Source organism: uncultured Thiodictyon sp., assembly GCA_903837595.1.
GTDB lineage: Bacteria > Pseudomonadota > Gammaproteobacteria > Chromatiales > Chromatiaceae > Thiodictyon.
Map to the genome: position 1 here is coordinate 1 of CAILVI010000068.1, position 11195 is coordinate 11195.

The 11195-nt window shown below is 67.4% G+C and carries 9 protein-coding genes and 1 pseudogene; 4 read left to right on the plus strand and 6 right to left on the minus strand.

Going from position 1 to position 11195, the window contains the following annotated elements; translation table 11 throughout:
* Positions 1 to 1051, plus strand: a pseudogene (locus QZY44_RS03750) (hypothetical protein); the annotation flags it as partial.
* A gap of 190 nt (positions 1052 to 1241) precedes the next feature.
* Here the strand turns inward: QZY44_RS03750 and QZY44_RS03755 are convergent.
* The 3 genes from QZY44_RS03755 to QZY44_RS03765 all read right to left on the minus strand — a co-directional run bounded on the left by QZY44_RS03755 (position 1242) and on the right by QZY44_RS03765 (position 5834).
* Positions 1242 to 2513 carry an MFS transporter gene (locus QZY44_RS03755; RefSeq protein WP_295442439.1) on the minus strand — a complete coding sequence of 424 codons (1272 nt, stop codon included), beginning with the start codon at positions 2511 to 2513 and terminating at the stop codon, positions 1242 to 1244.
* A gap of 157 nt (positions 2514 to 2670) precedes the next feature.
* Positions 2671 to 3291: a response regulator transcription factor gene (locus QZY44_RS03760; RefSeq protein ID WP_295442442.1), complete on the minus strand. Its 621-nt coding sequence runs from the start codon at positions 3289 to 3291 to the stop codon at positions 2671 to 2673.
* Positions 3288 to 5834, minus strand: coding sequence for an ATP-binding protein (locus tag QZY44_RS03765; RefSeq protein ID WP_295442460.1), 2547 nt, complete (start codon positions 5832 to 5834; stop codon positions 3288 to 3290). The genes QZY44_RS03760 and QZY44_RS03765 overlap by 4 nt, the downstream gene beginning before the upstream one ends.
* A 230-nt stretch (positions 5835 to 6064) precedes the next feature.
* Between QZY44_RS03765 and QZY44_RS03770 the strand changes: the two genes are divergently transcribed.
* From QZY44_RS03770 to QZY44_RS03780, 3 genes are all read left to right on the plus strand, one after another.
* A complete protein-coding gene (locus QZY44_RS03770) occupies positions 6065 to 6649 on the plus strand; it encodes an RDD family protein (protein WP_365303214.1) in 585 nt (194 codons plus the stop codon).
* A gap of 100 nt (positions 6650 to 6749) precedes the next feature.
* On the plus strand, positions 6750 to 7469 hold the full coding sequence (locus QZY44_RS03775; protein ID WP_295442445.1) for a polyprenol monophosphomannose synthase: 720 nt from the start codon (positions 6750 to 6752) through the stop codon (positions 7467 to 7469).
* A gap of 191 nt (positions 7470 to 7660) precedes the next feature.
* Entirely contained in the window at positions 7661 to 8719 is a 1059-nt protein-coding gene (locus tag QZY44_RS03780) for a carotenoid 1,2-hydratase (protein WP_295442448.1), read from the plus strand.
* Here the strand turns inward: QZY44_RS03780 and QZY44_RS03785 are convergent.
* The 3 genes from QZY44_RS03785 to QZY44_RS03795 form a co-directional block, all read right to left on the minus strand.
* The gene (locus tag QZY44_RS03785) at positions 8716 to 9672 is read right to left on the minus strand and encodes a DUF58 domain-containing protein (protein ID WP_295442451.1); all 957 of its coding nucleotides are present in this window, start codon (positions 9670 to 9672) and stop codon (positions 8716 to 8718) included. The two genes, QZY44_RS03780 and QZY44_RS03785, sit on opposite strands and share 4 nt — an antisense overlap.
* A gap of 12 nt (positions 9673 to 9684) precedes the next feature.
* Positions 9685 to 10701 carry a MoxR family ATPase gene (locus QZY44_RS03790; RefSeq protein WP_295442454.1) on the minus strand — a complete coding sequence of 339 codons (1017 nt, stop codon included), beginning with the start codon at positions 10699 to 10701 and terminating at the stop codon, positions 9685 to 9687.
* Positions 10702 to 10984: 283 nt separating this feature from the next.
* Positions 10985 to 11195, minus strand: a 211-nt coding sequence (locus tag QZY44_RS03795) for a hypothetical protein (RefSeq protein WP_295442457.1), incomplete at its 5' end; no start/stop codon positions are given.

The window sequence follows — 11195 nt, forward strand, 5'->3', positions numbered from 1 at the left end:
CAGCAATGGCGGCTTCGGTGGCGGTGGCGGTGGATGCTCGGGCAACTGCGTGGGCACCATCGCCGGCCTCGCCGGCCTCGGCGGGTTCGGCGCCGGCGCGGGTAAGCCCGGTTATGGCGGCTACGGTGCTGGCGGGGGTGGTGGTGGTGGCGGCGGCCTCGGCGGGGCGATCTTCGTCAAGCGCGGGACGCTTAGCCTGAAGACGGTCACCTTTACCGGCAACAGCGCCACCGCGGGCACGGGCGCCAACAACGGGCAAGGCAAGGGCGCGGCACTGTTCATCTGCACCGCCGATCTGGATACCGATAACACCCCCAAGGGGGCCATGGGGGGCTGTGCCGGACGCATCGACGAGACCGCCTCCTACGGGGTGACCTTCAGCGGCGGGGTGGCCACGGACGGTCAGCCCGACCTGTTCTGGACCGGTGCCGGCGGCGCGGCGCACAGCACGGCGGGGATTGCCGATGCTGGCGTCATGGGCACTCAGACCATCGCCTTCGGCGCGGCACCCTCACTCTCGGTGGGCGGCGGCGGCCTGGTCTCCGCTACCGGCGGGGCCTCGGGTAACCCGGTAACTTTCACTAGCCAGACTACCGGTGTGTGTACCACCGGCGGCACCAATGGCAGCACCGTCACCGGGGTCGCGGCAGGCATCTGCACCATCGCCGCTGACCAGGCCGGCAACGCCACCTACAACGCCGCCACGCTGGCGACCCAAACCTTCAGCATCGGCAAGGGTGCTCAGACCATCACCTTCGGCGCCGCACCCAGTGTCTGGGTTGGCCGCAGCGGCGCGATCTCCGCCACCGGCGGCGGGTCCGGCAACCCGCTGACCTTCAGTAGTCAAACGGCCGCCGTCTGTGCCACCGTCGGGACTAATGGCGGCACGGTCACCGGCATTGCGGCGGGCACCTGCACCATCGCCGCGGATCAGGCCGGGAATGCCAACTACACCGCCGCGGCCCAGGCGAGCCAGAGCTTTACGGTCGATCCGTTCTGCCAGGCGTGTCTGCCGTCCCGGGGCGGGTGGCGGGCCATACTGAAAAACTGAGATCCGCGGTGCGGCGTCCGCGCATTCGCCGTCGGGTTCATTCCATAGGTCACTCAAGCCAAGCCAGGAAAGGACGCGAACTTTGGCAAACGTCGCGTTACGCGAGCGCTGTAGTCGTCGGCGGCGCCATGGTGCGATTGCGCAGTGGACCGACGCTCCGCTGACCGGGGTCGGCCGCAAACCGGCCCCGCTAGCCCGCCGCCGCCCGTCCCGCCGCCACATCCACCCGCGTAAGCAACACCGCACCGATCAGGAAGAGCCCTAAGATCGGCAGCAGTGACCACCGCGGGCTACCGGTCAAGGCGGCCATGGTGCCGACCAGGAAGGGGCCCAATACAGCGCCGAATTTACCCACCATGTTGTAGAAACCGAACAGCTCGGCGGTCTGGCCGGCCGGAATCAGGCCGGCGAAGAGTGCCCGGGACAGGGCCTGGACGCCGCCCTGCACGAGCCCGATGGCGACCGCGAGCGCATAGAAGTGCGACACCTCCTGCATCTGCGTGGCCGCCAGCACCACCAGCGCATAGACGCCAATGGCGAGCAGGATGCTGGGTTTGGGTCCCCACCGACCACCCAGATAGCCAAAGACCAGGGCCGCCGGGAAACCGACGAATTGGGTGATCAGCAGTGCCACCATCAGGCTGGCGGCCGGGAAGCCGAGCGAGAGCCCGAAATCCACCGCCATGAAAACCACGGTATCCACCCCATCGATATAGAACCAATAGGCGATGAGGAACAGGAAGGTATAGCGCAGGCTGCGGACCTGCCGGAAGGTCTGGACCAGCGCGGTGAAGGCGCCGCGCACCGCACCGCCGAAGGTCTTCTCACCCAGCCCCCGCGGCTCCTTGACCAGGAACGCCAGCGGCAGTGTAAAGAGCCCCCACCAGAGGGCCGTCCCCAGGAAGGCGGCCTGCACCGCAGCACCAGCGCCGGCAAAGCCGAAGGTCGCGGGAAACTGGACCATGATGACGTTGAGTGCGAACAGTAGCCCACCCCCCAGATAGCCCAGTGCATAACCTAAGGAGGAGACGCGCTCGTAGTCCTCGGGCGCGGCCACGTCGGTGATCAGTGAGTCATAGAACACATTGCTCCCGAGGAAGCCCACCAGCCCCGCCAGATAGAGCGCCAGGGCGCCGACCCAGTGCCCGGCAGCCAGCCAATAGAGCCCGCCGGTGGCGAGCACCCCGAGCGTGGTGAAGATGAGCAGGAAGCGCTTCTTGGCCCCCAGTTGATCGGCCAGTGCCCCCAGCAGGGGCGCCAGGCACACCAGGATCAGACTGGCCGTGCTGCTGGCATACCCGAGCGCGCGGGTGCTCTCGGTCACTGCCAGGTCCGCGGCCCAGAACTGTTTGAAGAAGACCGGGAAAAACCCGGCGATGACCACCGTAGCAAAGGCTGAATTGGCCCAGTCATAGAAGGACCAGGCGAGCACCTGGCGGCGATCAGTCGGAGGCAATGCCATAAGGAATCACTCACGCAGAGGCGCAGAGGCGCGCAGATGAATCAGTCACTTCGAGTCTAGCATGGGCTGGATCGTCGTCATGGGCACTGGCGCTCCCGGCGCAGAGCGCCTGACACATGCGTGACACCGCTGGAGCGGTGTCACGAGAGGGGCGCATTTACACCACCTCATCCTGCCCGGCAATCAAGGCCATCCGCACCAGTTCAGCCAATGAGTCGGCGCGCATCTTCTCCATGACGCGGGCACGGTGGGCCTCCACGGTCTTAGGGGTCACCCCCAGGGCGGCGGCGATCTCCCGATTGGACTTGCCGTCCGTCACCATGCCCATGACCTCGTGCTCCCGCGGGGTCAGGTCCGCCAAGCGCTCCAAGAGTTGCGCGCGGGCGGCGCGGTCGAGGCGCTGACGCTGGTCCTGTTCCAGGGCCTTGTTGATGCTACGCAGCAGGTCCTCGTCATGAAAGGGCTTCTCGATGAAATCCATGGCCCCGGCCTTCATCGCCTTCACCGCCATGGCCACGTCGCCATGGCCGGTGATGATGATGACCGGGAGCCGATAACCCTCCCGCGCCAGGTAGGCCTGGAGCTCCAGCCCGCTCATGCCGGGCATCCGCACGTCCACCAGCAGGCACCCGGCCCGCCCCGGATAATAGCCGGCCAAAAAGGCATCGGCTGACTCGAAGGTCATTACCCGCATGCCGGTCGATTCGATCAACCATTGCAGGGAGGTGCGCATGGCCTGATCGTCATCGACGACATAGACGGTGGGGATAGTGCTCATGGGGTGGCTCCTGCTGCGGGCGGCGGCGGCTCGGGGTCGGCATCGGCGGTCGGCTCCGCGAGCGGCAGCGTAACGTGGAAGACGGTGCCCTGGCCGGGTGTCGATTCGGCCCGGATGCGCCCGTCATGGTTCTCGAGAATCGTCTGACTGATCGGCAATCCCATGCCCATACCCCCCTCCTTAGTGGTGAAAAATGGGTCGAACAGGAGCTTCAGGCGCTCGGGCTCGACCCCGGGACCGCTGTCGCGCACCGCCACCACCGCCTGCGCCCCCGACACGCCGGTGTGGATGAGGAGTCGTCGTTCGGGCTGCGGGGCTTCCTCTAGTGCGTCCAGGGCGTTACGCACCAGATTGAGCAGCACCTGCTCGATCTGCACCAGGTCCACATGGATCGGGATTGGCTCCGCGGCCAAATCCAGCTCGATCTGAATGCTGAGCTTGCTGGTCTCGAACTCGACGAAAGAACACACCTCGCGTACCAGGTGATTGAGATCGACGTCGGCACGGATCGGCGGCTGCTTGCCGACCAGGGCACGCAGGCGGCGAATGATCTCGCTGGCGCGCTTGGCCTGGCTCGCGATCTGGGAGAGTGCCCCCAGCAGGTCATCGGCGGTACCCTGACCGCCCTGGATGCGGCGCGTGCAGCCGTTGGCATAATTGACAATGGCAGAGAGCGGCTGATTGATCTCATGGGCCATGCCGGTCGCCACCTCGCCCATGGTACTCAAGCGACTCACATGCACCAACTCCGCCTGGTGCTGGCGCGACGCCTGCTCGGCCCGGCGCACCGCGGTGATGTCGCGCGCGTAGATGTTGACATAGCCCAAGTCCCGGAAGGGGGCGAACAGCAGGGCATAGACCTGGGCCCCGAGTGCCGTCTCGCGCTCGCGCGGCTCACCCTGCGCCAGGGCCTCGGCCACCTCGGTTGCCCACTCGGCCGGCAGGGCGCCGCCCTGCTCCGTGCCCCAGCCGAGCAGCAGGGGGCGGCTGGCGTTGTTGGCATAGGCGATCTGACCGGCGGCGCTGACCCGCAGGATCGGGCTGGGGCTCTCGCTGGCGAGCCGCGCCAGACTCTTGATGTCGCGCTCGGCCTGCTTGCGTTGCGTGATGTCGTGGATATACAGGGTATAGAAGCGCTCCGCCTCCAGGTCGATCGGCACGATGGAGATCTCCACCGGAAACTCCGGGCCGTCCCCGCGCAACGCGACCAGTTCACCGCGCCCCGCCGGCTCCAGCCCGTCGTGGCGGGAGCGATCGAGCAGGCGACGGAAGGCGGTACGCGCCACCTCGGGCAACAGACGCTCACCGAAGGGGTGGCCGATGATCTGCGCGCGCTCAATGCCGAAGACCCGCTCGGCGGCCGGGTTCACCTCGATGATGTGGCCCTGGTGGTCAAGGGTGACGATGGCGTCCAGCGAGGCCTCCATCATCGCCGCCTTGAGCGCCTCACTCTCACGCATCTCCGCCTGATGGCGGCGGCTCATCTCCTCGCGCGCCTTGAGCACCAGCTGAGTAAAGTGGGCGATCCACTCTTCCAGGAGCAGCAACTGATTGCCGGTGCGCTGGAAGCCGGGTTCGGGGATCCCCAAGGCGCGCTGGGAGAAGCGGGTCATGCGCTTCAAGATCCGGTTCAGCCGCGAGGACACCAGATAGATGACCCAGGTGAAGACCAGGATGTACACCAGGGCCAGGAACAGGCGCTGACGGTGTTCAAAGATACGCACGTGGCGTGACATGCGCTCGACATTGGACTGGGTCACGAAGGTCGCAAACAGCAGGTTGTCGTCCGCCCCCGCATAGTCGGGCAAGGGTTGGGTGGTGACCACATAGCCGTCGCCCCACTGGTCCGGGGTGGTCCCGGGAACCAGGTTGGCGGCATCCACACTCGCCAGGATGCGCTGGTCGCCCCGGTCCACCAAGGCGATCGCCGACCGATTCGGGTCAACCCCACGCTGGGAGGCAGCCAGGAAGGCCTGGTCGATGGGCACCAGTACAACCAGATACCCCATGTGATAACCGGCCGAATCCTCCACCGTGTCGCTCACCAACAGATACAGCACCGCGTCCAGCTTGAGCAGCACCGTGCGCACCGCCGCGGCGTCCAGAAATCGCTCGGGGATGCGCTTGGCGAACGCGGCCGGCAGCGGCGCCGTGCCGGTCTGATAGACCTCCCGGACCCGGCCTTCGAGATCGGTGAGCAACACCTGGCTGGGCGGGCACTGGGCATCCCGGGCAAAAAAGTCGGGCAGCCAAAAGGGCCGGAACTCCCGATAGACCAGCGGTTTACCGCCCTCCGCCTTCGACCACACCCGGGGCTCCAGATACTCGGCCAGGCGCCGGTGGTTCGCCAGCAGGCGGGTGGTCATGCCGTAGCCGGCCAAATAGCGGTCAAAGCGGATCAGGCCCTCCCGGGCCTGGAGATCGAGCTGGTCCTGGAGCTCGGCATCGAAGATCCGGGCCACCTGCCGCGACTGGATCTCGTCCAGCACGACCCACACCACCAGCCCCGCCGCGAGCCCGATCACGATCGCGATGACCGGCATGGGCACACCCCGCAGCAGGCGGAAGATGATCGGTTTCACAGGAATATGGTACAAATTTTAAGGCTCCGGGCCAGTCACGCCACACGCACCGGGCGCCGCACCCCGGTGCGGCGCAGATCGGGCCGGGAGCGCCAACTCCGCAGGGTACGCCGCCCCCGCCCTGGCGCCAAGCCGCGCGGACGGCGACAATCCCACCAGCTACTCGCCCCATCGACTACCAGGAGCCCGTCATGGCCTTCCCAACCGCAGTCAACGACCAGATCACCGATGCCGTCGCCCGACCCGAGGTCAAAGTATCGGTCGAGGTGAAGGTATCGGTCGATGCACCGCTCCCGCCACCACCGGCCAAGCCCATTATGCCCCCTCCGGAAACTGCGACCCAGGCCGCCCGCTTGCCGCGTCGCTTGGGCGCCCTGCTCTATGACAGCATTCTGCTGGCGGCACTGCTCATGCTTGCCACCGCGCTCTTCATCATCCCCTACGACCTGCTCGCCGCCCGCCCCTACCCCAACGGCGACTGGCTGTATCGGACCCTTTTCCAGGCCTATCTGGTCGCCGTCATCGCCGGTTTCTTCGTCTATTTCTGGACCCATGGCGGCCAGACCCTGGGCATGAGCACCTGGCGGCTGCGGGCCATACGCGACGACGGCGGGCGCCTGAGTGCCCGCGATGCCCTGCGCCGCCTCGGCTGGGCAACCTTGAGCCTGCTGCCGGCGGGAATCGGGCTTTGGTGGTGTCTGTTCGACCGCGACCGTCTGGCCTGGCACGATCGGCGCTCCGGCACACGCCTGGTAGTGGTCCCGAAGGGCGGCTAGCACACTCGCGCGCCGGGACCGCGCGCGCTACCATGCGCGGCCCGCGCACGCGTCACGCCGCCCGCGCGCCCAACGCCCGTCCGTACCGATAAGGCTCCTCATGCCCAGCACCATCGTCATCGTCCCGACCTACAACGAGGCCGAAAACCTGCCCGTCCTCGCGCAGCGGTTGCTCGCGCTCGACCCGGAACTCGCGGTGCTGATCGTTGACGACGCCTCGCCCGACGGCACCGGCGCGCGGGCGGATGCGATCGCGGCGCGTGAACCGCGCTTGCGCGTCCTGCATCGCACCGGAGCGCGCGGCTATGCGGCGGCGTGCCGCGAGGGGCTGCGGCTCGCGTTGGACGGCGGCTACGAGCGCATCTGCACCATGGATGCCGATCTCTCACACGATCCGGCGGCCCTGCCCGAACTCATCAAGGCGGTCGCCGCCGGCGCCGATCTCGCGATCGGCTCGCGCTATGTCGAGGGCGGCGAGATCCTGGTCGACTGGGGGCCGGTGCGGCGCGCCGTCAGCCGCTCCGGCAGCGCCTACGCACGCGCCATGACCGGCGCACCGGTCCATGACTGCACCAGCGGTTTTCGCTGCTACCGCGCCACCGCGCTGGCCCGGGTCCCGTTGGCACAGATGCACTCCGACGGCTATTCCTTTCTCATCGAGGTCCTCGCCGCCTTCGCCCGTGCCAAGGCGCGCATCACCGAGGTCCCGATCCGCTATGTGGACCGCCACGCCGGCGCCTCGAAGATCTCGCGCCGCATCATCGTCGAGGCCTTCGGGATCACCAGCTGGCTGGGCCTGCGGCGCCTGCTCGGGCGCTAGCCCCGCGAAGCGCCGCTTACCGGGCTTTGGTCATCGCTCCGGCTAGTACCGGCGCTTGGGGCAACCCGTCGCGGCTTAGGAGCCGCTCCTACGCGGGTAGGAGCGGCCCCCAGGCCGCGACGAATGTTCGCGGGGTGGCCGGAATAGCGATCAAGGCCAACATTTTGCCGCGACACACGACACCTTATACGATGAAAAAACTACTGTTTCTACTGGCCACCGTCATCCTGCTGGCCGGCTGCGCCACCCAGCGGTCGATCACGGTTGCATATGACGACAAGGCCCATCGGGACGCCGACTATGAATGGTCGCCCCACGACCAGGGGAGCGAATGGTGGTACCTGACGGGGCAGCTGGCTGATCAGTCGGGAAAATCCTATTTTTACCAGTTCACGATCTTTCGCAGTTTTCTGGTCAGACACCGGATGTATCTCGGCGAAACCTATGTGCTGCACCTCTCCTTTACTGACCCGTCCACCGGTCAGCACCTGTTTTCGGAGGAGGTCCGCTTACCATCGGCTAGGGTTCACGGCGATGCATACTGTATCGTCTTCGAGGACAATCGGATCTGTCGGGATGGCCAGGCGTTGCGGATTACGGCCAACAGCAAGAATCTCAGGTTCAGCCTGGAGGGCACTCCAACCAAGGGGGCGGTCTGGCACGGCCGGGACGGTCGCATCATCATGGGACATCCGCGGCGTCCGACCGAGCGCAGCTTCTATTATTCCTATACCAACATCGCCACCACCGGGACCCTGTCATTCAAGACCCCGAACCATGACTGGGTGACCATCAAGGGGGCAGGCAAATCCTGGTTTGACCGGCAGTGGGGATTGTTCAACGAAACGGGCTGGGAGTGGTTCTCGCTGCGCTTCTTCGACAATGAGGAAATCATGCTCTATGCCTTCCCCAAAACCGGTCACCGGGAAGGGAGCTTCGTCGACCGGACCGGCCGCACCACCATCTTTGACAATTATCACTACCGCGTGACGCGCTTCGGCCAGTTCAGCCGGCTGGAGCGGTTCGGCCAGCTCGGCCAGCTGCGCCGGCTCGACGACAAGAAGATGGGGCTGGGATGGACCCTGGAGGTGCCGATGAAGGATCAGCACTATCGGATCATCCCACTCGTGGACAATCAGTTCAATCCATCGAAAGTGACGCCTTACTGGGAGGGACTCTGTAAGGTGCTCGACTCGACCGGCACCCTGGTCGGCTATGCCGTGGTGGAGACGCCCGGCAACGCGTATTAGCGTTGCGCTAGCCTGCCCCCCGGCCCCAACCGGGCCCGCAGCCCCCGGGCCAGGGCGGGACCGACCGGCGCGTCGGTTGCCAGATGCAGCAGATGCGCACGGTGTCGCCGGGCCAGGAGTTCCAGGGTCTGGGCACGCACCGCGAAGTGCTGCTGGTAGTCGTCACGACTGCGCGCCCCCGTCAGGTCCAGCACGGCGCGACGCACACCATCGGTGACCGGATAGCGACCCGGCGGGGGTGCCGCCGCCTCCAGCGGGTCGTGGACCATGATCAGGAGCAACTCGGCCCCGGCGGCGAGCTCCGCCAGCCAGCGCCCGGCGTCCGGCCGCACCCCGGCAAAGTCGCTGATCACCGCCACCAGGCTGCCGGGGCGCACCAGCCTGACCAGGTGGGCGGCGGCCTCACCCACGCTGGCGTGCCCGCGGCGGCCCACCCCCACCGGCTCGCTGAGCCGCTCCAAGAGGGCGAGTAGACCGGCGGCACGGGCGGCCGGCCGACGCTCCAGATGGCGGGCCTCGTCGAACACCAGCCCGCCCACCCGGTCCGCCCGGTCGACCGCCGCCCACCCCAGCAGGGCCGCGGCGCGCGCCGCGATGACCGACTTGTAGGCCACCCGGGTACCGAAGCGCATGCTCATCCCCTGGTCCACCAGGAGCCAGACCGGCCGCTCACGCTCCTCCCGGAACAGCTTCACATGGGGTGTCCCGGTGCGCGCCGTGACCCGCCAGTCCATGTTGCGCGGGTCGTCCCCCGGCTGGTAGACCCGGGACTCATCGAACTCCATGCCGCGCCCGCGAAAGTGCGAGAGGTGCCCACCGGTGCGGGTGGCGAGCACCCGTCCGCGCGGCGCCAGATCCAGGCGCACGGCCTGCCCCCGCAAGGCGATCAGGTCCTTGAGCCCGACCCGGATGCCGGCCTGGGGGTCGGCGTGTAACACATGCGATTGAATCAAAGTCAGTCTACCTTAAGGCACCGGCACCCGCGCCAGCAGCGCCGCGATGAAGTCGTCCGGGTGCCGACCCTCGGCCTCCGACTCGTAGGAGAGCAGCACCCGATGGCGGAGCACGTCCGGGGCCACCGCCTGTACGTCCTCCGGGGAGACATAGTCCCGCCCCGCCAGCCAGGCGCGCGCCCTGGAACACCGGTCCAGGGCGATGGTTGCGCGGGGGCTGGCACCGAAGCGCAACCAGTTCCCCAGGTCCTTGGCATAGTCCTGGGGGCGACGGGTCGCCACCACCAGATGCACCAGATAGTCCTCCACCCCCGGGGCCATGTAGAGCCCGAAGATGGCCCGGCGGGCGGCGAAGATGCTGGCCTGACTCAAGCGTACCGCGCTCCCCGCCGCCCCCCCCTCTACGGCCTCGCGCCGGTTGAGATGCAGGATGGCGCGCTCGGTCTGCACATCCGGGTAGTCCACCCGCACATGCATCAGGAAACGGTCGAGCTGAGCCTCCGGCAGCGGATAGGTCCCCTCCTGCTCGATCGGGTTCTGGGTCGCCATCACCAGGAACAGCGCCGGCAGTGGATAGGTCTCACTGCCCACGGTGACCTGTCGCTCACCCATGGCCTCCAGGAGGGCGGACTGGACCTTGGCCGGGGCGCGATTCACCTCGGCGGCCAGCAGCAGGTTGTGAAAGATGGGGCCGCGGTTGAAGCGGAAGGTACCGTCGTTGGGACGATAGATCTCGGTCCCGGTCAGGTCCGCCGGGAGCAGGTCGGGGGTGAACTGGATGCGGTGGAAATCGCCCTCCAGGCCCAGGGCCAATTGCTTGATGGCGGTGGTCTTGGCCAGCCCCGGGGCACCCTCCACCAAGAGGTGGCCATCCGCCAGCAGGGCGATCAATAGGCGCTCGACCAGATTGGCCTGGCCCAAGATGGCCTGGCCGACATGGTCGCGCAGCGCCCCGAACTCGGCGGCGAGGCCAGGTGCCGCCTCAGGCGTGGCGGAGGGAGCGGAACGCTCCGGTAGAGTTTGATCCATGGTGTCGGTCCCCGATTGGCAGGGCACGCCGGCGGATGCCGGGTGCGAGGGCGGATTGTCGAGAATTTCCGAGCGCTTGGATAGAGGTATGGGCTTTGCGGTGCCGCACCCCGAATGGCCTGGAGCAGCGGATTCGTGGCCCGATCTAACGGCCATGGCGCCCGCGCCACCCCGAACGATGAAAGTGGCGGGCGCCATGGCCGTTCCCCCTCCCCGGCCCTCCCCCAGTAGGGGCGGGAGAATTGGAGCGCGCTCCCGGCGCGGCTTTCACGGTACGTCCACCTCAGTCGCCTTGGCCAAAGACATGCTCGTAGGCTTCCAGGCCCCGCTTCGTCGCCCGCTGGCCCTCCTTCTTGAGCTCGGCGCGTGCCTTGGCGACCGGTGCCGGCTTGCGCGCCTTGGCGGCCGGTGCCGGCTCGCGTGCCTTGGCGGCCGGTGCCGGCTCGCGTGCCTTGACGGCCGGTGCCGGCTCGCGTGCCCTGGCGGCCGGTGCC

Bases quoted from the DNA above. Each gene is read 5' to 3' on its own strand.
- QZY44_RS03755 (WP_295442439.1), bottom strand. From the start codon at position 2,513: ATGGCATTGCCTCCGACTGATCGCCGCCAGGTGCTCGCCTGGTCCTTC.
- QZY44_RS03760 (WP_295442442.1), bottom strand. From the start codon at position 3,291: ATGAGCACTATCCCCACCGTCTATGTCGTCGATGACGATCAGGCCATG.
- QZY44_RS03765 (WP_295442460.1), bottom strand. From the start codon at position 5,834: ATGCCGGTCATCGCGATCGTGATCGGGCTCGCGGCGGGGCTGGTGGTG.
- QZY44_RS03770 (WP_365303214.1), top strand. From the start codon at position 6,065: ATGGCCTTCCCAACCGCAGTCAACGACCAGATCACCGATGCCGTCGCC.
- QZY44_RS03775 (WP_295442445.1), top strand. From the start codon at position 6,750: ATGCCCAGCACCATCGTCATCGTCCCGACCTACAACGAGGCCGAAAAC.
- QZY44_RS03780 (WP_295442448.1), top strand. From the start codon at position 7,661: ATGAAAAAACTACTGTTTCTACTGGCCACCGTCATCCTGCTGGCCGGC.
- QZY44_RS03790 (WP_295442454.1), bottom strand. From the start codon at position 10,701: ATGGATCAAACTCTACCGGAGCGTTCCGCTCCCTCCGCCACGCCTGAG.